The sequence below is a fragment of the Methyloversatilis sp. XJ19-49 genome (assembly GCF_024580145.1).
Lineage (GTDB): Bacteria > Pseudomonadota > Gammaproteobacteria > Burkholderiales > Rhodocyclaceae > Methyloversatilis.
In genome coordinates this window covers 44,969-65,509 of record NZ_JANINI010000012.1, presented here as the reverse complement: position 1 = coordinate 65,509, position 20,541 = coordinate 44,969, and the positions used below count along the sequence as shown (strand labels likewise).

Sequence of the window (20,541 nt, the reverse complement as noted above, 5' to 3'; positions counted from 1 at the left end):
CCCGCCGCTCCCACAAGAACACGCGCGGCGCGCCGCCGTGGCGGCGCCGCTTCAATTCTGACGCATCCGTGACGCATCTCTGCGACGGTCGCCAATGCAGTCAGATGACGTCCTGCGACGACGCGACCTTCTTCATCAAGAACTGTCCGGACACGAAGATGGACGGTGACCATGATGGCGTGCCGTGCGAGGAGCAATGGTGCAGCTTCTGAGCTGAAGTCGGTCCAGCCCGCACCATTGTCCTTCCGGCGGTGCGAAATCGCTCACGCCGCCCGCCATGCCCGGCTTGCTGGCTGCATGGCAGCCAAAGATGATCGGGATTCGTGGAGGTCACTTCGATCTCCTGCGCCACCGGGAGCCCACCGATGAAAGCAACCACCCTACTTGCAAGCCTGCTCGCGTGCAGCACCTTCAATGCCCTCGCCGTCACGCTGCCGCCGGAACCGGTGGCGCGCGACGATCTGTTCGAACTGACCGGCCTCACGCTCGGCATTTCGGCGCCCGGCATTCTGGCCAACGACAGCGGCACCGGCGTGACCGTCAGCAGCTTCTTCAACCCGGGGTCGGGCACGCTGAACAACGTGGTCACCGACGGCTCCTTTCTTTACACGCCGGAGTGGGGCTTTGCCGGCATCACGACCTTCGACTACTTCATCGTCGACGAGTACGACCGCCAGTCGAGCGCCACGGTGACGATCGATGCCAGCACCACGCTGCCGCAGGCACGCGACGACTACTACACTTTGAGCGGACTGACCCTCGACATTTCGGCGCCCGGCCTGCTGGCCAATGACCGCGGTGGCATCGGCGAGGTGATCGTGACCAGCTACTTCGATCCCAGCTCGGGCACGCTCAACACCGTGGTCACCAATGGCAGCTTCAGCTACACCCCGGAGTACGGCTTTGCCGGTGTGGCAAGCTTCAGCTACAGCACCGAGGACGAGCTGGGCCGCAGCGCCAGCGCCACCGTGTTCATCGATACCGCCGCGTCCATTCCGGTGGCGTTCGACGACACCTTCACGGTGCTCAGCGGGGGCACGCTCGACATCCTCGCACCCGGCCTGCTGGCGAACGACCGGGGCGGCATCGGAGAAGTCATGGTTTCGAGCTTTTTCGATCCGAGCAGCGGCACGCTGGACAGCGTGATCACCAACGGCAGCTTCCGCTATATCGCCGATCCGGGTTTTGCCGGACTGGCGACTTTCCATTACTTCTCGATCGACGAACTCGGCCGCTCGAGCTCGGCGCTGGTCAACATCAATGTGGTGGCCGTACCCGAACCGCGCACCTGGGCGATGATGCTGGCCGGGCTGGCTGCAGTCGGATTCGTGGGTCGGCGCCGCGCGGCGACCTGAGCGCGCTACCCCTGCCGAGCAACGTTCAGCCACGCCGCCCCGCGGCGCGTGTGGGGTGTCGGCATTCTTTACAGGTCGACCTTGACCGACATGGCCCGCCCACGGCACGCCGTTGATTCAACACCGCTATTCATCAGCCCCGACGCGGGGCGTGGTTCTTGCTCATGCGCATCCGGCGATTTCGATATTCAACCGGGCGCAACCATGACGAAGCGTGAGCGGAGGGCAGCGACCGCAAGTGGCGTGCCGTGCGTCATGCCAAGCCATGGGCGGGTCAGCCCTTCAGGTCGCGGAAATACCATGCCCTGACCCCGCCTCTTTCGCTCCCCGGTCGCTGCGACAGCGGCAGCCCGGTTTTCCCGCGGCTTTGGAGCAGTCTGTTGGCTGCCTCCGAGGTCCCCGTACTCCCAACCGCGATGTCCATACGTGACCTCGCTCCGTTTGCATATCCTGCAGCGCGCCGTGCCGGCGGGGCATGTCGCGCACGTTCCATCCGTCTTCCCAACAGCACCCGGCGACCCATGAAAACTCGAACAAACCTGAAACTCGGCATGCTGGCTGTGGCCATGCTGGCCGTCTGCGGCAGCGCCCGCGCGGCAACATCGATCGACATCAGCGTCAACGGCGTCTACAGCATCTCCAACGCGATCAACTTTCAGCCGGGGCAGGAATTGATTTCGGTCTCAATTGCCGAAGAGAACGCCTTTGCCCGGTATCTGTCGTCATCGCTGACGATGAAGGTCCTGGCGCTCGGCGTGCGCGGCGAGTTGGCCGTGGCGCCGCCGAATACAGAACGTGTCGCACTGTTTGCTGAAATCAGCGCCATCTTGCCTCCGGCCTCGCTCGTCTACAGCGCCCAGGCCGGCACGGTGGTGCTGCAATCGGATCTGGGTGCCACCGGCGGCGCCGAAATATTCACTCAGACGACGTCGCAGCCGTACCTGTCGAGTATTCAGATGATCTTTTCAGAAGATGCCAGCCGTACCATCGTGTTCACGGACTCGTCCGAAGCCACGCTGTTGCCAAGGTATGGCTACGGACCGCGCCGCCCGCTCGCCGTGTCGCAGGTCCGGGGCAGCGTGACCGGCACCCTGGCACTCAAGAGCGAATACACCGTCAATTACCGGGTCGACAGCGCATTCGACCGGTTTCTCGGCTGGCTCGACAACGTCAATGCCACGGATTTCAGCATTGGAGGCGCCATCAAGCGCGCGATTCTCGAGCATCAGAAGGAAAAGTGGGAGCACGCAACGCCAACCGAACGCAAGCTGTTCTGGAGAAGCCGCAATGGCGGGACGGGCATCCGGGGCGAGGTGATATTCGAGGGCATTTCGGTCCATACCGCATCGCCCGGCGTTCTGGTCTATACCGCGACGCTGCCCGACGCCCCGACCATGGACGTGCCGCTCGCATTCACGCAGAACAATGTCGGTGCCGTGCTGGACGTGGCCTTCGACGGGCAGACGCTGGCCAGCTTTCGCGGCGATGACTACCTGACCGACGAAATCAACCTGCTCAACATCGACATTTCCAGCTTTGCCGGCAGGACCGGCGAGCTGACCTTCACGATCAACACCAGCGGCCCCGACAGCGCGGAAATCTTCGTGGCAGAGCGCCTCGGCGGTCTCCAGTTCGCGGCCACCTCGCTCACGCCGGTGCCCGAACCCGGCACCTGGGCGATGATGCTGGCGGGTCTGGCGGTCATGGCCGGCTGCGCAGCTCGCCGGCGCCGGAAGGCGACGCATCACTGAGCCTTGCCGGCGTTTTCAGGGGTGCCCTTCTTCGACACTGTCTCGCAGACGGAGCGACATCGATTTCGCGGGCTGCGTTGGCTCTGCACGCCGTCGAGGACGGTTAAGATGCGTGCGCCGTCGGCATCGGCGCACGGCCATACCCTTGAAAAGGATCTGATATGGACAGACGGGAACTGATCGGCGCTCTCGGCGCCGCGACGGCTGCGGGCCTGTCGGGCAAGGCGCTTGCCCAGCACGACCCCGCGCACGACCACCACCACCATCACAGCGGCAAGGCCTCAGTGGCGTCGACGCCCCACATGAAGCTTATTGCATCCACCAGTACCTGCATTTCGACCGGTGAAGTGTGCCGCGAGCACTGCATCCGCCTGCTGTCCGAGGGCGACAAGGGCATGGGCGATTGCGCCAAGGCGGTCAGCCAGATGCTGGCGCTGTGCACGGCGCTGCAAAGCCTCGCGGCCCAGAATTCGCCGCTGCTGGTCGCCACCGCGAAGGTGGCGCTCGAAGGGTGCAACCGCTGCGCCGACGCGTGCAAGCCGCACGTTGATCATCACGCCGAATGCAAGGCCTGCTTCGATGCCTGCCAGGACTGCATCAAGGCATGCAGGACGTTGACCTGAGATCAGGACGGCCCGCCAAAGCAAACCCGTGTTGAGCCCGGGCGCAGCACCGGTGGAACAGTTTCTGTGTGAGCAGCCCCTGTAGGTAAAGCCCCTGTGGGAGCGACGCCGCTCCCACAAAATACCCCGCACGCATCGGGCACTGGCCACGCTGACTGCGCAGGACTCGATGCCGATGAACGCCCACCCTGCGGCGGCATGCACTGCCGCTGCCGCTGCCGACAATCCGGCTTGAGCCATCGGACGCCATCCGTTCGACATAGGACGCCGCCTGAAAATCCGCATCGATTCACATTGACGTCATCGCCACCAAAGAGACTGGCGCCTCGAATTCATTCCATCGAGGATCTCCATGAAACTGAAGAACGTTGCTCGAACCCGTCTCGTCGTCGCTGCCTGGATCGGGTTCGCATTCGCCTCCTATCCGGTATTCGCCGCACCTGCCGCCGCAAGCCCGGCCTCGACCAAGTGGTCATTCGGCCTTCTCACCGACACGCAGGGCGGCGGCGATCCCCGCGGCGTTTCCGTGCGGCTGATGCAGCCCGTGGTCGACCGCTTCGTGAACAACCACGACATCGACCTGCTGATCTCCATCGGAGACCTGACCGAAGACGGCACCGCGGGCGAGTTCGATACCTGGAAGCAGGCTGCCCAGCCGCTGTTCGATGCCGGCATTTCGTTCTATGCAACACGTGGCAATCATGACGTGCGGGCCGAAACCACCATCGCAGGCCTCGACCCCCTGCTCGGGCCCTCCGGCTATCGCGGTACCGACGTATGGTCGGCTGCCTTTCCCGGCCTGAGCGCACCGGCCGTGGTGGCGGGCCCGGGCGCGTCCTACTCGTTCACCTACAACAACACACGCTTCGTCTCGCTCGACATGTATGGTGCGCTGCCCAGCCAGCTCATCGGTTGGGTGACCAGCCAGCAGAAGGGCAGCAATGACCACATGTTCGTCTATGCCCACGAGCCCTTCTTCGGTCGCGCACGTGAAGGCGTGCTCGGTGATGACGCGCTGCGGCTGCAGATCCTCGGCCAGCTGGGGGCGAACGGCGCCGACGCCTACTTCAGCGGCCACGACCACCAGTACAGCCGCTCGGCCGCAGTCGCCGGGCAGGACGTGCTGCTGCACCACATCGTCGCGGGCTCGAACGCGGAGAAATACTATCGCTTCGAAAATGAGTTCAACGTCGGTGAGGAAGTCGGCGCCGCGCTGATCGGCAATGAGGTCGGCTACAGCATCGTCGATATCGAAGGGCCGTTCGTGACCTTCACGCACTATTCGGCAACGCCGCCGGCCTCGTCCAACTATGACGAGACGTGGGTGCCCGAGTGGCGTGTCGCTGATCGCACCACGTTCTCGACCAACGGCGACTCATACGGCATCGGCGTGGGTGAATCCTACGCAGGCCTGAAGAGCACGATTGCCGCGGGCAATGGCTTTGTCGGCACGGACGCGGAAATCCTGGCGGGCGAGAACCTCGATGGCCGCTCGGTGACGACCGAACCCGACTCGGGCCCGGGCATCACCCAGCAGCTCGGCAACATCGTCAACTTCGGCTGGATGGCGACGAAGGATGGGCTGGTCAGCGACATCCTCTACCTGGGCGGCATGGATGACAATCTCGACAACGTGGCCGATCCCTTCGTGCTCACCATGAGTTACGACGAGTCCCTCGCGGTCGACGAGTCGATGCTGCGCCTGATGTATGAGCTGAACGGATCGTGGGTCCTTGCGGCAGATGCCAACACCGAAGGGACGCCGACCTTCGTCGCCGGCGACTGGCAGGCTGAGTACGGCCTCGGTACCTACGGCGTGGATACGGCCGCCAACATGGTCTGGGCAGTGGTCGACCGCAATGGTCAGTTTGCCGTGTCCGCCGTGCCGGAGCCTTCTGCATTGGCCTTCATGCTCGGCGGGCTCATCGTACTGGTACCGCTGGCAGCCCGCCGCCGCCGCGCCTGAGCGGCCCGCCAACAGCTTCGCCGAACCTTTCAGGGCCGGACCTCTGCAGCGGGGTCCGGCCTTTTTTCTTGTGCTCCGGGCACTGGCGCATTACTGCAGGTGCGCCCAGCCAACGGGTCGGAGGGCTGTGGGAGCGGCGGCCTCGCCGCGATCGTGCAGCGACAGTCGCAGTGCAACGTGCCCATCGCGGCGGGGCCGCCGCTCCCACAAATATCCCACCACACAGCGCGTACGGGTCACGCCGAATGCGCCGGATTCGGTGGTGAATGACGGCGCCGAATACCCCTGCGCAGGCCGACGAGGGCCCTGCCCGCTTCAGCCGAACACCGGCAGCGGCGCGAAGCGGCCCTTGAGTATCGTGTCGGCGGCGCCGACCTTGAGCCAGCCGTCGATGGCGCTGGCGTACACCGAGCGGAAGTCAGTCGTGTGGACGAGGTTGTCGCCGGCGTCGAGCGCACCCAGATCGGATGGCGTGCCGTAGTGGCCGCCCTTGACCTGCCTGCCGGCGAAGAACATGACGTTGGCGGTGCCGTGGTCGGTGCCCAGACTGGTGTTCTCCGGTACCCGGCGCCCGAACTCGGAAAAGATCAGCATGCTCACGCGGTCGGCCTGACCAATGCGTTCCATGTCGCGCAGGAAGCCGTGGATCGAATCCGACGTGTAGGTGAGCAGACGCTGATGCAGGTCGGACTGCTGCACGTGGGTATCGAACGCGTTGTTGCGATAGCCGACGTAGTACAGACGCGTCGGCAAGCCGGCCGCAATGCAGGCGGCCACCTTCGGCAGGCCGAGCGGGACGATGCCGTAGTCCTGCGTGGTCTTGTACTTCGACCACGCGTCGCGCACCGCCAGCGACGATTCGCGCGCGCTGACCGCCACCTGTTCGAGGTAGCGCCGCGACGGGTTGTCGGTACTGGCCACCGCCACATCGTCGAGCAGTCCGCGCGCCTGGTGGAAGGCGCTGCGCACGAAGCGGTCAGGCTCGTCGAACACCACCGGCGTGTGAACGCGGCTGCGCACCGCGAGCGACTGCGCGGTGTCGATGTTGAGCAGATAGTTCGGCACCGGCGCGGGCGACATGGCGTCGGCCAGCCGGCCGACCCAGCCGTAGTCGTCGCCGCTGTTCGGGGCCGCGGTGTGCAGATAGGCCATCGACGTGAAATGCGAGAACGACGGATTGTCGTAGCCACAGCCATGCACGATGGCGAGCTTGCCGTCCTTCCACAGGCGTTCGAAACCGGCCATGCCCGGGTTGAGGCCGAAGCGGTCGTCGAGCTTGCGCACCTTGTCCGGGCGGATGCCGATGGCGGGCCGCAGACGGTAGTAACGGTCGTCGGCGTAAGGCACGACGGTGTTCAGGCCGTCGTTGCCGCCGGACATTTCGAACACCACCAGGATGCGGTCTTCGGCTTCGGCCGCCGCGGCGGCGCGCGCGATGGTGCCGAAGACGCCGGGAATCATCAGCCCGGCGGACGCCTTCAGGATGCGGCGGCGGTTGTGGTCTGTGGTCATGGTGCGGTGCTTTCGGCTCAGCCGAGTTGGTATTCGGGCCGGCTCAGCAGCACATGCAGCAGCAGGCGCAGCGAATCTTCGGCATACGTGGCGGTCGCCTTCATGTCGCGCGTACCCAACTCATTCTCGAGAAAGACCGCCAGCTTGCTCCGCGTGGCGTCGTCGAGCTGCACCGACAGGAAGCGGCGTTCCATATAGGCCACCACGTCTTCCGGCGTGCTGCAGCCGGCATTCAGCACCATGCCGGTCAGATCCAGCCGGGCCACCGTGCGCGAAATCGGTTTGACCCGCTCGACCGCCATCTGCCAGCCGCGATAGCTGCCATAGCGCGTATTGAAGTCTTCATCGCGATCGCCGCTCATTGTCGACATCGCCATCATTTCCATGCCGCCATCGGCACCGCCCGGCTTGGTCGCCGTAGTCAGGTCGAGGCCGCTGCGCACGCGCTCATGCACGAAGCGGATTTCGTATCCGGCCTGCGCTGCCGGATAGCGGTCTCCGGGAATGTAATTGATGTCGGGCAGCGCCACGTCGAGCGCGAAATTGCCGCGTTCCAGCAGCAGGCCCGGTGTGATCCAGCTGCGGCCCTGCGCCCAGCCGGCCACGGTCGGCGGATGCATCAGGCGCTGGCCGAGGGCGGCCGTGGTTTCGTTGAAGTCGGGCACGCCGGGCACTTCGGTGAGACCGAGCTTGCGGTAGGTGGACACCACGAGTTCGACCGGCCCCTTGATGCGCGTCGCGACCGACTCGGGCGCATGGAAATCGCGCGACATCAGCAGCATTTCCAGGAAGGGGGCGATCTCGTAGTTGCCGGCCTTCAGGCGCCTGCCCAGCTCCGCTGCGAGCGCCGGATCGACGTCCTCGCGCACGAAGTGACGGTACAGCTTCGTTGCCAGAAACTGCGGCGTGACGGGCTGGTCGAGAATGATGTCGATCACCTGCACACCGTCGAAATTGCCGCGCCGGCCAAGCACCTCCTTGGCGGCATCATCGTGCTTCGCGGCATCGATGTGGAAGGCGACACCCTCGAAATTCCAGCCGGTGAAGGCGCGCGCCGCCTCGCGGATGTCGTGCTCGCTGTAGTGGCCCACGCCCATGGTGAACAGCTCCATGATTTCGCGGGCGAAGTTCTCGTTCGGGGCGCCCTTCACATTCACGCCGGCATCGAGGAAGGCGAGCATGGCCGGGTCCTGCGCGACGCCGATCAGCAAGGTGCGGAAGTTGCCCAGGCCCTGATTCTGGAACAGCTCAAGCTGATTCAGCATCTTGCGGTAGTCGCGCACCTTGTCTTCATTGGTGGCGAAGTGGCCGTGCCAGAACAGCGCCATCTTCTCCTGCAGCGGGCGCGGCGAGGTGAGCATGCGGTTCGCCCACCAGTAGGCGACGCGGTCGGTTTCGAGCTTGCTGGCGCGCAGCCAGTAGAAGAACTTGTTCACCACCGGCTGCATGCGACGGTTGCCGCCGGCCTTCACCCGGACACCGATCACCTCGCCGTTGTCGCGGGCGGCATCGGTGGTGGCCGGCCGACTGGCGGGAAACGGGTCCAGGCCCTCCTCGTACACGCCGGAATGATCGAACGGCGGCAGATCAGCGGCGGGCGCCCCTTCGAAGTACACGAGACGGCGCACCGCCTCGGCGGGCGTCAGGCGGGCCAACGTGTCGATCTGTTCCGGCGTGCCGCCGAAGCCTGCCCGCTCGAGCAGATGTGCAGCGCGCGCACGGTTCCAGTCGGGCGGGCCGATCGGGGCCAGATCGCCGGCAAACGGCGATGCGGCCGGCGACTGGGCGCTGAACAGGACGATCGCGAAGGCAACGAGCGCGGTCAGGGGAAATCGGGACATTGCGGATCGCTTCCGGAACAGGACGGCGATCAGGCTATTCCTGCTCCGCTTCGCATTTCCAGAGCCTTTCGTCCCGATTCGACTCGGGATTTTCTGGAATTTTGCCACCTTGCTCTGCCGCGCGCCGGGCATCGCGCCCGTTGTATGCCTGCAACGGGCGCGTCACCCCGCGAAGGCGTATGGCCCGACACCTGTCGCGGGGCCCGGCGCGCGGTATGCTGCGCCGCACCCCGTCCTGACTGCCCGCCATGAATCGCCTCTACCAATATTTCTTCCGCGGCCTGATCACCTTCCTGCCGGTGGCTCTCACCGTTTACGTGCTGGTGCTTTTCGTCACCTGGACCGAGCGGCTCGCGATGTCGATGATCCGGCCGGTCATCGGCGACTTCTATCTGCCGGGGCTCGGCATCGCCATCGGCGCGTTGATGATTCTCGCCCTCGGTGCACTGGTGTCGCAGCGCTTCACCGGACGCCTGCTGTCCTGGGTGGAGTTGCCGTTCACCAATCTGCCGGTCGTGAAGAGCATCTACTCCTCGTTGAAGAACTTCGCCGACTATTTCGCTCCGCATCCGGAGTCGGCGCAGCAGGTGGTGCTGCTGCGGATGCCCGGGAACGAGCTGGGCATCGCCGGTCTGGTGACCCGGCAATCGATGGCCGGTCTGCCTGCCGGCCTGGCCGAACTGGAAGACCAGGTCGCGGTGTATCTGCCGATGGGCTACATGATCGGCGGCTACACCGTGTTCGTGCCGCGCGCCTGGGTGACGCAGGTGGACATGTCGGTCGAAGAGGCGATGCGCATGGCACTGATCGCCTACATGTCGTCGAACCGGGTAAAACCGGACGCGCGCTGACCGGCATGGCGCGCACCGGCATCGTCTGTACTGCCGGACCGGGCATGCGCCCGGCGCTGCGCGCGCCGTCAGACGTCGCCGACACGGGGCGGCGCATCGGCACGGATCGCAGTACCCTTTGAATACGATGACTCACGGGAGAACTGCCTTGAATACTGCTCAACTTGTCTCGGCAAGCCTGCTCGCGCTGTTGCTGGGCGCTTGTGGTCAACCGGCCGAACCCGAACCTGTTGCTGCGCCGCCGGCTGCGGCGACCGCTCCGATGACCGAAGTCACCCCGGCGCCGGTCGCCGCCGAAGTGACGGCGACACCGGTCGCGGAAGTGACGGCGTCGCCTGCGCCTGCCGCCGCCGGAAACGTGGCGGAGCCGACAGCTGCGGTGGTCGCGCCCGCCGCTGAACCGGCACCCGCTGCTGCCTCACCTTCCCCTGCCGAACCCGCGCCAGCCGAAACTCCGCCGGCGGCACCGGCCGCAGTCGCCGCCACAGCCTCCGGCGGCGATGTCGTGAAGGGCTGGAAAGCCTGGCGGGCGGCGGCGTGCGAGCGCTGCCACGGCCCGGCGCAGGAAGGCATGGTCGGCCCGTCGCTGATCGCGTCGCTGAAGACGCTGTCGAAAGACGACTTCAAGAAGGCAGTGCTTGAAGGGCGCATCGCGCTCGGCATGCCCGGTCACCCCTTCCTGGCCGACAAGATCGACGACCTGTACGCGTATCTGAAAGGTCGTTCGGACGGCAGCGTCGCGAACGTGCGGCCGGACGGCGCCTGATTCATGGCTGGCCCGCCGCGGCGCCCGCCACGGGCGCCGCGGCGGCTGCCCGGCACACTTTTCATCAATCCGGATCGCGCAATGCCGCTCAAGTAACGCCGCACCCCTGCCGCAAACACGCCTGACGGGTATTTTCCCGACTGACATTGCGACAGAAGACGGATCGTGCGGATCGCCTCCAACCCCTATTCGCTGAATACGCAGCGCCACCTTGACCAGACGAGTCAGGGCATGGCGCGCACGCTGCAGCGTCTGTCGTCGGGGTTGCGGGTCAACAACGCAGCGGACGACGCGGCCGGGCTGGCCATCGGTTCGCGCATGGAAGCGCTGATCCGCGGCGAACGCCAGTCGGTGCGCAACATCAACGATGCGATCTCGATGGTGCAGGTCACCGAAGGCGCCATGGGTTCGATCGCCGATTCGCTGCAGCGGGTGCGCGAACTGGCGGTGCAGGCGGCCAGCGACAGCCTGTCGAGCTCCGACCGGGCGGCGCTGCAGGAAGAAGCCAGCGCGCTGCTGCAGGGCATCACGCAGGTGTCCCAGCACACCCAGTTCAACGGCAAGCAGGTGTTCGCGCAGACCACCGGCAGCATCGGCGGTGACGACCCGAACATCCGTGCCGTGGTAGACGGACTGCGTCTGGGCTGGCTCGAAGAGGCGGAAACGCTGATCGGCGACAGCTTCGGCATCTATGGCGACGGGGCGTCGCTGACCGTGAACCTCACCTTCACCGACGGCGCCGGCGGCGTGGCGGCGTCGGTGTCCGGTGTGGGCGCGCCCGGCGGCAAGGTGACCGATCAGTTCCTGAACATCGACATGGCGGATTTTTCGCCGCCCAACCTGCCCAATGGCGGCAATGCACCCTTCTACAACGACCGCATCATCGCGCACGAAATGGTGCACGCCGTAATGGGGCGCTCGATGAACTTCACCGCCCTGCCCAACTGGTTCAAGGAAGGTGCGGCAGAATTCATCCACGGTGCCGACGAGCGGCTGTCGATCGACTACAACGGCGGCGCCGGGCTGGCCGGCATGCTGGCGGCCTTCAACGCCGACAGCGTGGCCGCGAGCGCCGGTTACTCGGCGGGCTACGCGGCACTGCGCTACATGCATGACGAAATCAAGGCGACCGGCGGCGATGGCGTCAAGGACATCATGACCTATCTGAGCGCCAACGCCGGCAGCACGCTGGACCAGGCGCTGGCCAACGCCAGCGGTGGCGCCTTCGCCGGCCTGGCCGACTTCGGCACGCAGTTCAACGCAGCGGCGGCGGGCTACATCGCCAGCCTGAATCTCACGAATGCCGACACCGGCGCCATCGGCGGTCTCGATGCCGACGGCGGCGCCGTGAAAAGCGCCACCAGTGTGCTGACCGACCGCGGCACGCAGTACAGCGAACAACCGCTCACCAGTTTCCAGCTGACCTGGCCAGGCGGCATCACCGGCGGCACCGGTGCGCAGCAGATGGCCTTCCAGGTCGGGGCGGCGTCGAAACAGACCATCAATGTGTCGGTGGGCGGCGTCAGCGCCATCAATCTCGGCGTGGATGGCGTCGACCTGACGAATCAGGCCACGCGCGCCATCGTGCATATCGACCAGGCGATCGAACACCTCGTCGCCGAACGCGCCAAGCTCGGCGGCGTCATGTCGCGCTTCGACATGGCCACCCAGGCCGCGCGCCTGTCGGAAGAGAACACCAGTGCCGCGCGCTCGCGCGTCATGGACGCTGACTTCGCGCAGGAAACCGCCGAACTCACCCGCAAGCAGATCCTGCAGCAAGCCGGCACGGCCATGCTGGCGCAGGCCAACGCCTTCCCGAATCTCGCACTGCAACTGCTGCGCGGCTGATCAACGCCGCGCTGCGGCCGGCTGCGTCCACCTGACCAGCCGGTGCAGCGCTGCTGCAGCCAGAAACGCCGCAATCAGGCTGATCAGACCCCACTTCAGCAGCACGCTGTAATGCCCCCATGCGAACAAGACCTCGCCGGGGCCGTCGGCACCCGCTGCCAGAAACATCAGATGCGCGAGGTTTTCGCTGACGTCGGCGAGACCCGCCAGCGGGGCTGCGAACGTGGCCGCCTGACCGACGCGGCGCGGCATGCCGCCGAGCGACACTGTGGCGCGTGTGCACAGCATCCACAGGAAGATCGAGTATGCCGTCATGAAGGCGAAATCGGCCCACAGCGTCTGCCGCGCCGTGCGCAGGCGCGCCTCGGGCGGGCGCGCTTCGACCCGCTGCTGCGCCGCGTCCGGCGAACCGCCGGACGCTGTGCACCCCTGCTGCATGCGCTGCGCCGCGGTGTCGGCACACTGGGCGCCCCAGCTCCGGACGATCAGCCCGGCACAGTCGGCCGAGCCCGCGAACTGCAGGCTCAGCATGCCGTGCGGTGTGCACGACATCTGGAGGTCGCGGTTGGTGGCCAGCACGAAGGCGCCGGTCACCGCCGTCAGCAGCAGCGCGGCGATCAGCCGCACGGCGCTCGTCAGTCCAGCCGCACGCTCAGCGGCCCGTACGGGCGTTCCGGATGACATGTTCAGCCCTCATGGTTCGCGCGATCCAGGGCGTTCCCTGCTCCGCAGCTGATCACAGCATTCACTGCCCGCCCGTTGCGCGCAAGTCCCGGATCGGCAGAACCTGCGGCGCGTCGGCCTGTCTGTGCCGCAGGCACGCAGGGTCTGTTGCCCTGACATGCAAACAGGAGGCGGCGCAATGCTGAGCGAACTGATCGTGGCGGGTGTGGTGGGCGTGATGCTGTTTTTCACGGTGGCGGTCGCGCCAGGCATCTTCAAGGTGTTGCCGCAGCAGTGGGCCAGTGTGTACGTGCGCAACTTCTTCCCGAAGTACTACGCCGTGCTCGGCGCCGCCTGCCTGATCGCAGCGGTCATCGACGCGCCACCAGCGGTGCGCCTGGCGGCGGCGGTCAGCACCGTGCTGTTCGCCATTTCGCTGTGGGGCGTCACGCCGGCCGTGAATGCCGCCACCGACCGCGGCGACCGTCGCCGCTTCGGCCTGCTGCACGGGCTCAGCGTGGGGCTGAACGTCATCATCCTGATCGCGCTCGTCTGGGCGCTGTGGGCAGCCTGATAGGTGCCGGTTATCGGGTCATCGAAACTTGGTATTTCACAGCCTTCACGGCACTTCGGATACTCGACCCGATGGCCCGCGCAGTCTTCCTGTTCGGGTCGTCATCGCCCGTCAACCAAGGAGTCACCCGATGATTACGCTCAAAGAGTCGCTGCGCACCGCGTCGCTCACCCTGCTGTTGTCGATCGCCGCCAGCGCCGCCCAGGCCGGCCCGGACGAGACATCCGTCTATTTCATGGACTTCTCCGGAAAGATGCGCACGATGGAAGTCATGAAGAAGATGGACAGCGACGGCGACAAGATGGTCAGCAAGGCCGAATTCATGAAAACGATGGAAATGAGCTTCGGCAAGATGGACAAGAACGGCGACGGCATGCTCGACGCGAAGGAATGGATGGGCGAGAAGCATTACGGCGGTGGCAACGGCTGATCGGTTGCCCTGACGCTCCCGCGATCGCGCTGCCCGGCTAACCGCCGGGCGGGGTGACTGCGAGACAGGCGTGTGTCGCCGCATCACGCAAGGGCTGGATGCACGGCAGCCGGACGATGCACACGCGCCCCGGGCGACCCACGATGATCGCCGCAACGCGCGCACCGGGCGATTGCACCTTACCCCGCGCGCCGCTGCGCCACCATTCGTATATCCGGACCACATCCCAGTCCGAACGGAAGTGTCGCACGTTCATCGGCAGAGCTCGCCGCGCCAGGGGGGCAGCCATCAATTCTGCAATCTCGGATTCCATCCGGACCAGTTCGCCGAGCCAGGGCACCGCCTGCAGTTCCTGTTGTTGGCCGAGCCATCCGCCGGACACGATCTGTTCGGCCTGCCGCAACGAGATGACTTCGCGACGTTCGACGACCAGCCGTTGCACCAGCGTGTGGAAACATCGGCGGCCGAGCATGGCGGCACTGCACGGAAAACGCCTGCGCAGGGCATCGGCGACCCGTCGCCCGAGTGCGCGCCGATAGCGCTCAAGCAGCGCGTCGGTCAGCCCCGCATCCCCTTCGATGCCCAGAGACCGCGCCGCCACGGCCCGTCGCAGCCCTTCCAGCCCGTCGTCCGCATCGTGCTTCATCGTGTGTCGCGTGCACCAGGGTGGCGATCGGCGTGCCGCGCTGCGGCGGGGGGCGTCAAACTGTCAAGGTGGATGGGCATACTGTGCGAGGGGGATTCCGCAACGACACATCGATCATTGTCGTCAGCCCGTGCCGACCCGGGAAATGACAAGTTTTCATCGCGCGATAAGCCTTGCTTATCGCGCGAAGGCCCTCTTCAGGAGTGAAACGTGGAGCTCTATCAGATCCGCTACTGTCTCGCCGTGGCCGAAACCTTGAATTTCACGCGTGCGGCAGAACGCTGCTTCGTATCGCAACCCGCACTCACCAAGGCCATACAGAAGCTGGAAGACACCCTGGGCGGGCTGCTGTTCGATCGCAGCAAGGTGGCGGTCAGCCTGACGGATTTCGGGCGCTCCATGCTGCCCAGCCTGCAGCAGATCTATGCCGCGACCAGCCAGACGCGCGAGCTGGCGCGCCGGCTGCAGCGGGACCGCTCGGAAGCAGTGCGCGTCGGCATCATCTGCACGATAGATCTGAACGCGATATTCCCGGCCTTCCTCGCATTTCAGCAGGCCTTCCCCAAGTCCGACGTCCAGTTCCGCGAAGGCTCGATGGAGGCGCTGATCGACGCGCTCGACAAAGGCGACATCGATGTCGCGCTGCTCGCGTCACCGTTCGCCATCGCCCGGCGCTTCAGCGGACCGGTGCTGTACGCCGAGGATTTCGTGGTGGCGCACGGGCCGGCACACCGCTTCGGCCAGCGGGCCGCCCTGTCGCTCACCGATCTGCAGGGCGAGGCCTACTGCCAGCGCAGCCTGTGCGAGTACAGCCTCTACATTGAGCGCGTGATGGCCGAACGTGGCGTCGACGTGAAAGTCGTGCAGCAGACACCGCGCGAGGACTGGGTACAGACCATGGTCCGGGCCGGTGTCGGCATCGCCTTCATGGCCGAATCGACCGCGGTCTCGGGCGGCCTGTCATTCACGCACGTGCCGGACGCCCGTTTCGTGCGCGAAGTGCGCGCCATGGTGTTGAGCGACCGACCGCACTCCGGCGCCGTCGACCAGTTGCTCGCCTTCCTGCCCGGTTTCGACTGGTCGCACATTCCCTGCCTGACAAAGCCCGACGCGCCGGGCTGAGCGTCCGCGGCCGCCGCGCACCCGCCGATCGGCGATCAGTCGAGTTGCAGCAGGCGGCCGAAGGGTACGTGCGCGCGCCGCGCGGCTTCCGGCACCGCCCACAGCACCGGCCAGTGCGGCCGGAAGCGCGCAGGGCCGTCGAGGTCGGTCAGCACAACGGCGATGTCCGGCCGGTGACGATCGGCTTCTTCGAGCAGCGGCGTGAAGTCGGTGCCGCCACCGCCGGTGAAGGTGAGATCCCCCAGATCGGCGCGCCCGGCGGCGAACTGTTCGACGCGCTGCACCCGGTCGTCACCGATGATGAGTACCAGCCCGGCTTCGAGCCGGCGGCTGATGGCTTCGATCTCGCGCGTGAAGCGGGCCATCAGCGCATCGTCGATCGAGCCCGACACATCGACGATCAGCGCCAGCCGCGGCACGGTCTTCGCCGCGCTGAAGCCCGGTTCCCACGGCATGCGGTGGCGCGTGCCGGCGCGGCCCTGATTGGCGATGTAGGAACGCGACGGCCGCGACCACGACAGGTCCCGCTTGGGCGAAAGGCTGCGCGCGAGCCGGATGCGCAGCACCTGTTCCCACGGCGTGCGGCTGCGCGGCAGATCGGCGATCAAGGTGCGCAGCATCGAATGCGCGCCGTCGTTGGCGTGGCCGCGGATCAGCCGCTCGCTCCACTCGCGCGCCTGCTCCGCTTCCGCCTCCGGCGGGCCGCGCGTATCGGGGCCGAGTACCAGGTCGCGTTCCGACTCGCAGCCGAACGCCCTGACCCGGCCCGACTTCGGCCCATCGGGTCGTGCGGCGGCTTGCGTGCCGTCCGCCTGCGGTGCGGGCGTGGTCGCACCGCCCGCCGTGTCGGCGTCCTGGCCACCGTGCTGGCGCGGCGTACGGCTGCGCCCGCCCGACGGCGGCGGCCGGCGGTCGTCGATGGCCCGGTAAAGGCGTTCGACATCCCATTCCAGCAGCGATTTCTCGACCGGCTGGTCGATGCCCAGCACGGTCGTCAGCAGGCGGTCGAGCTGCACGGCGGTGGCCGGCTGACGCAGCCACTCGAGGTGCGACAGCGCGCTGTTGATAAGCGCGTCGGCACAAAGGTTGAACAGCTGCAGGTCGGCATCGCCGAGCACCTGCTGCAGTTCGGTGAAGCGCTGCGGGTGGCGCAGCGCGATGTGCAGCACCTCGTGCGCCACGCGAGCGGCCTGCTCCTCGATCGGCAGCCGCTCGAAGGCGGCACCGTAGAAGATGGTGTGGCCGTCGGTGGTGAGCGGCGCCGGCGTGGTGTCGGCGTCGGCCGGCAGGTCGCGATGGCGCACCCACAGCGCCAGCCCGCCGGTGGCCGGCGCGAATTCGACCATGCGCTGCACCGCGCGCGTGCCGCGATGGATGTACAGCGAGTGGCTCGCCGAGGGGGCGCCTTCAGGCATCGCGGCGCTGGTCGACGTAGCGCCGGTAGGCCGGGCTGTCGAGGATGGCCGCCGCCAGATCGCCTTCCAGCGCCTTCTGCATCAGCAGTTCCATGGCCAGCGTCTGCGCCTCGCGGATCGGCAGCGGCGCCGTGCCCCGGATGTCCGGCAACTGGTCGATGATGTCGAGCCCGCGCGTCATGCGCGGTGCATCGGTACAGGCGGCGAGCAGGCCGTAGATCAGGCCGTACAGGCCATCGAGCGTCTGCGGCAGCAGCGCGGCGGTGGCCGGACCGCGCGGCGTGTCGAGCAGGCGCATCACGTCGGCACCGGCGCGCAGTTCGCGCAGCACGCCGAAGAACTCGGCCGCGTTCGCCGCGCCGATGCGGCCCTGCACGAACATCCGCTGCGCCGTTTCGGACACGCCCGACTTCAGCACATTCGAAATGTCTTCCCAGCCGCGCGGGCTGGCGCCGATCAGATAGTCGTTCGCGAGTTGCGCCTGCGTGTCGTCGAGCTTGTCCGGCCGCACCTTCAGATAGGCCATCACCTCCGGCGCGAAACCCATGGCCAGCGCGTGCGACAGGAAGGCGTCGATCACCGTCTGCACATTGAAGTGAAACATGCGGTCGGCCAGTGCGGTGCCCATGTCGTGGCACACCGCGCCGTGAAAGCTCGCATTGCCGGCGGCGATCACCTGCCAGCCGTCAGGCAGCCGGTAGTTGCCGACACGCCGGTCGAGAATGAGTGAATAGGCCGAAATCTGCAGCCGCTGGTCGGCCGCGGTCAGTTCGTCGAGAAAAAGAATGCCGTCGGGCGCGTCGGCGGCAGGCAGGAACTCGGGCGGAAACCACACCGTCTTGCCCTGCACCTCGTCGGCATAGATGGCGCCGCGGATATCCACCGGTTCGATAGTGGTCAGGCGCAGATCGACCAGCGGCACACCAAAATGCGTCGCCAACTGACGTACCACCGACGACTTGCCGACCCCGCGCGAGCCCCACAGCATGGTCGCGCGCCGCCGCAGCACCGGGTCGGCGAACTGTTCGATCAGCGCCGCCCTGGCGGCCGCGACCGACACCGGCGGGATGTTCATCGGATTGGCAGACATCGAACCTCGCTTGAACCTGGAAACCTCAGTGGATCGACACCGCGTGCACGGACGACGGCGCGCGCCACGCTGCAGCACTCAGACGGCGCGGCAACGGCGGCAGTTCAATGCGTGGAATTTCGCGCATGCTGAAAAACACCAGCAGCAGCAGCGGCGGCGAATTGAACAGCAGCATGTGGACGACGGAATCTTCCGAAATGCCAAAATAGGGTAACGCGGCCGCCGCGAGGATCAGGCCGACGCAGGTCGCCACCGGAATCGTGCGGCGCAGGAACACGCCCCAGCGCGCGGCACGCCAGTCGGTGTGGAAGGCATCGGGCGGGCGCGACAGCGTGCGGTCGAGATGGACGACCGCCTGTTCGAGCTTGCGTTCGGCATCGGCACTGCGCGCCACACCGCGCCCGCGCAGCTGCACCGTGCCGCGCCAGCCGCCCTCGTCGGTCAGGCTGCGGCGAAAGCAGTCCCAGTCGCGGCCGAGCACCGCCAGCAGATCATCGGGCAGTTCGATCGCGCCTTCGCCCCCCTCGGCCAGTTTCAGTTCGGCCGGTACGCCCTTGACCGACGACACCTCCATCGTCAGCACGACGCCCGCCCCGCGCACGTCGGCGTCGGTCAGCACCGGCGCATCGACAGCCGTGTCGTCACGCCAAAGCCCGTCACCACCGCCAAGCCGGTACGACAAACCGATGACGAAGCGCCCGATCGCACGGAACTGCCGCTGCACGTCGATCGCCTCGACGCGCGCCAGCAGCTCGCCCGGCGGTGCGCCCTCCGCGACCAGCCGGGCTGCCGCGCCTGACGCATGCGTCAGCGTACGGGTCAGCCGGTAGCGATCGGCCGCCGGCTGGTCGAGCTGCAGCACCTCGACCAGCGATGCACCGCCCGGCGCCTCGGCGCCATGCGTGACCGGCCGGAACACCAGCTGCCGCCTGAGCCGGTCGCTCGCCGGCAGATCGACCGGCCGCCCGCGCCGGACGAAGGGCTCGACCAGCGCGAGGATGTCGTGGTGCGACAGCGGTGCCGTCGTCATCGCGCCGCCTTCAGCTGCAAACCTCCGAATCGCCTCATGCCTGCCGCGCTCCGCTCGAATTGACTGCCCGTCGCAGTGTAGCGCAGCGAAAAATCACCGCATGCTGCAACGCCGCGGGCCCGACAGCGATGAAGTACTTTCAGCGCAAAAGGCGTTTCGCCAGCTCCACGACGCTGTCGACCGCGATGTCGACCGGCACCTCCGGCTTCGATTCGCCGCGTCCCGGGCCGTGCTCGTCCGGGCGGGCGATGAAGGCGGTGCGCAATCCGGCGGCCGCGGCGCCGGCCAGGTCGGACGAATGGGCGGCGACCATCATCGTCTGTCCGGGGGCGAGGTCGAAGGCGTCGGCGGCCGAACGGTAGACGATGGCCTTGGGCTTGTAGTCGCGCGCCAGTTCCGCGCCGGTGATCGCGTCCCACGGAAAGTCGTTGCGTCGCGCCAGATCGACCATCAGCGCGATGTGGCCGTTGGAACACGGCGCGAGCCGGTAATGCGGGCGCAGCGCGGCAAGTCCGGCGGCCACGTCGGGCCAGGCGTCGAGCCGGTGCCAGGCCAGCGTGAGTGCATGTCGCGTGGCCTCGTCGGCGCGCTCGGCGTCGAACGCGGTCAGCACGATGTCGAGGTTGTGCCGGTGCAGTGCGTCGAGCTTCATGAAGGGCAACCGGCCCGCCCTGACCTCTTCCATCGCCGGCTGGTATTCCGCACGCCAGGCGTCGGCAAGTGCCGGCCCATCGACGTCGAAGCCCGCCCGCCCGAGCAGCGTCTCCGCCTCGCGCGCGATCGCCGTGCGCCAGTCGACCAGCGTGCCGAACACATCGAACACCAGCGCCTTCACGTCATGCATCGCCATCTCCATCCGGATTCGAAAGGTGCAGCTTAACGAAGTGCCGATGGCGGCGGCGTCGCTGCAATGGGTTGGTGTGGGTGGGTATGCGGGGTGCTGACTCTGGCTGTGGGGTGCTGGCTCTGGCTGTGGGGTGCTGGCTCTGGCTGTGGGGTGCTGGCTCTGGCTGTGGGGTGCTGGCTCTGGCTGTGGGGTGCTGGCTCTGGCTGTGGGG

General features: G+C 66.7%; 19 protein-coding genes. 11 read left to right on the top strand and 8 right to left on the bottom strand.

Annotation, left to right across the window (positions count from 1 at the left end):
* The 5 genes from NMQ16_RS14660 to NMQ16_RS14640 form a co-directional block, all read left to right on the top strand.
* The coding region (locus tag NMQ16_RS14660; protein WP_257081587.1) for an excalibur calcium-binding domain-containing protein at nucleotides 1-212 on the top strand (212 nt) is incomplete at its 5' end.
* A 153-nt stretch (nucleotides 213-365) separates the two neighbouring features.
* Nucleotides 366-1,355: an Ig-like domain-containing protein gene (locus NMQ16_RS14655; protein ID WP_257081586.1), complete on the top strand. Its 990-nt coding sequence runs from the start codon at nucleotides 366-368 to the stop codon at nucleotides 1,353-1,355.
* Nucleotides 1,356-1,603: 248 nt separating this feature from the next.
* Nucleotides 1,604-3,106, top strand: coding sequence for a PEP-CTERM sorting domain-containing protein (locus NMQ16_RS14650; protein ID WP_257081584.1), 1,503 nt, complete (start codon nucleotides 1,604-1,606; stop codon nucleotides 3,104-3,106).
* Nucleotides 3,107-3,267: 161 nt separating this feature from the next.
* Nucleotides 3,268-3,729 (top strand): four-helix bundle copper-binding protein, encoded by a 462-nt coding sequence (locus NMQ16_RS14645; protein ID WP_257081582.1) that lies wholly within the window; start codon nucleotides 3,268-3,270, stop codon nucleotides 3,727-3,729.
* 352 nt (nucleotides 3,730-4,081) lie between these two features.
* On the top strand, nucleotides 4,082-5,695 hold the full coding sequence (locus tag NMQ16_RS14640) for a metallophosphoesterase (protein WP_257081581.1): 1,614 nt from the start codon (nucleotides 4,082-4,084) through the stop codon (nucleotides 5,693-5,695).
* 315 nt (nucleotides 5,696-6,010) lie between these two features.
* On the opposite strand, the gene NMQ16_RS14635 is transcribed toward NMQ16_RS14640, so the two are convergent.
* Both NMQ16_RS14635 and NMQ16_RS14630 read right to left on the bottom strand, forming a co-directional pair.
* Nucleotides 6,011-7,207, bottom strand: a complete 1,197-nt coding sequence (locus NMQ16_RS14635; protein ID WP_257081580.1) for a DUF1501 domain-containing protein — start codon at nucleotides 7,205-7,207, stop codon at nucleotides 6,011-6,013.
* 17 nt (nucleotides 7,208-7,224) lie between these two features.
* A complete protein-coding gene (locus NMQ16_RS14630; RefSeq protein WP_257081579.1) occupies nucleotides 7,225-9,048 on the bottom strand; it encodes a DUF1800 family protein in 1,824 nt (607 codons plus the stop codon).
* Between the two features lie 248 nt (nucleotides 9,049-9,296).
* On the opposite strand from NMQ16_RS14630, the gene NMQ16_RS14625 reads away from it, so the two are divergent.
* The 3 genes from NMQ16_RS14625 (at nucleotide 9,297) to NMQ16_RS14615 (ending at nucleotide 12,513) form a co-directional block, all read left to right on the top strand.
* On the top strand, nucleotides 9,297-9,899 hold the full coding sequence (locus NMQ16_RS14625; RefSeq protein WP_257081577.1) for a DUF502 domain-containing protein: 603 nt from the start codon (nucleotides 9,297-9,299) through the stop codon (nucleotides 9,897-9,899).
* Nucleotides 9,900-10,161: 262 nt separating this feature from the next.
* Nucleotides 10,162-10,665, top strand: a complete 504-nt coding sequence (locus NMQ16_RS14620; RefSeq protein ID WP_257081575.1) for a cytochrome c — start codon at nucleotides 10,162-10,164, stop codon at nucleotides 10,663-10,665.
* Nucleotides 10,666-10,830: 165 nt separating this feature from the next.
* Nucleotides 10,831-12,513 carry a flagellinolysin gene (locus NMQ16_RS14615; RefSeq protein ID WP_257081573.1) on the top strand — a complete coding sequence of 561 codons (1,683 nt, stop codon included), beginning with the start codon at nucleotides 10,831-10,833 and terminating at the stop codon, nucleotides 12,511-12,513.
* On the opposite strand, the gene NMQ16_RS14610 is transcribed toward NMQ16_RS14615, so the two are convergent.
* Nucleotides 12,514-13,197: a hypothetical protein gene (locus tag NMQ16_RS14610; RefSeq protein WP_257081571.1), complete on the bottom strand. Its 684-nt coding sequence runs from the start codon at nucleotides 13,195-13,197 to the stop codon at nucleotides 12,514-12,516.
* A 178-nt stretch (nucleotides 13,198-13,375) separates the two neighbouring features.
* On the opposite strand from NMQ16_RS14610, the gene NMQ16_RS14605 reads away from it, so the two are divergent.
* Nucleotides 13,376-13,750, top strand: coding sequence for a DUF4149 domain-containing protein (locus NMQ16_RS14605; RefSeq protein ID WP_257081570.1), 375 nt, complete (start codon nucleotides 13,376-13,378; stop codon nucleotides 13,748-13,750).
* Nucleotides 13,751-13,880: 130 nt separating this feature from the next.
* Entirely contained in the window at nucleotides 13,881-14,180 is a 300-nt protein-coding gene (locus NMQ16_RS14600) for a hypothetical protein (protein WP_257081569.1), read from the top strand.
* Nucleotides 14,181-14,217: 37 nt separating this feature from the next.
* On the opposite strand, the gene NMQ16_RS14595 is transcribed toward NMQ16_RS14600, so the two are convergent.
* Nucleotides 14,218-14,826 carry a hypothetical protein gene (locus NMQ16_RS14595; RefSeq protein ID WP_257081568.1) on the bottom strand — a complete coding sequence of 203 codons (609 nt, stop codon included), beginning with the start codon at nucleotides 14,824-14,826 and terminating at the stop codon, nucleotides 14,218-14,220.
* Between the two features lie 210 nt (nucleotides 14,827-15,036).
* Here NMQ16_RS14595 and NMQ16_RS14590 point away from each other — a divergent pair, with 210 nt between their 5' ends.
* Nucleotides 15,037-15,948, top strand: coding sequence for a LysR family transcriptional regulator (locus NMQ16_RS14590; RefSeq protein ID WP_257081566.1), 912 nt, complete (start codon nucleotides 15,037-15,039; stop codon nucleotides 15,946-15,948).
* A gap of 35 nt (nucleotides 15,949-15,983) precedes the next feature.
* On the opposite strand, the gene NMQ16_RS14585 is transcribed toward NMQ16_RS14590, so the two are convergent.
* The 4 genes from NMQ16_RS14585 to NMQ16_RS14570 all read right to left on the bottom strand — a co-directional run bounded on the left by NMQ16_RS14585 (nucleotide 15,984) and on the right by NMQ16_RS14570 (nucleotide 20,327).
* A complete protein-coding gene (locus tag NMQ16_RS14585; RefSeq protein ID WP_257081564.1) occupies nucleotides 15,984-17,363 on the bottom strand; it encodes a VWA-like domain-containing protein in 1,380 nt (459 codons plus the stop codon).
* Nucleotides 17,356-18,453, bottom strand: coding sequence for an ATP-binding protein (locus NMQ16_RS14580; RefSeq protein ID WP_257081563.1), 1,098 nt, complete (start codon nucleotides 18,451-18,453; stop codon nucleotides 17,356-17,358). Before NMQ16_RS14580 ends, NMQ16_RS14585 begins: the two co-directional genes overlap by 8 nt.
* Nucleotides 18,454-18,478: 25 nt before the next feature.
* Nucleotides 18,479-19,483, bottom strand: coding sequence for a hypothetical protein (locus NMQ16_RS14575; protein WP_257081562.1), 1,005 nt, complete (start codon nucleotides 19,481-19,483; stop codon nucleotides 18,479-18,481).
* A gap of 139 nt (nucleotides 19,484-19,622) precedes the next feature.
* A complete protein-coding gene (locus tag NMQ16_RS14570; RefSeq protein ID WP_257081561.1) occupies nucleotides 19,623-20,327 on the bottom strand; it encodes a haloacid dehalogenase type II in 705 nt (234 codons plus the stop codon).
* Between the last annotated feature and the right edge of the window lie 214 nt (nucleotides 20,328-20,541).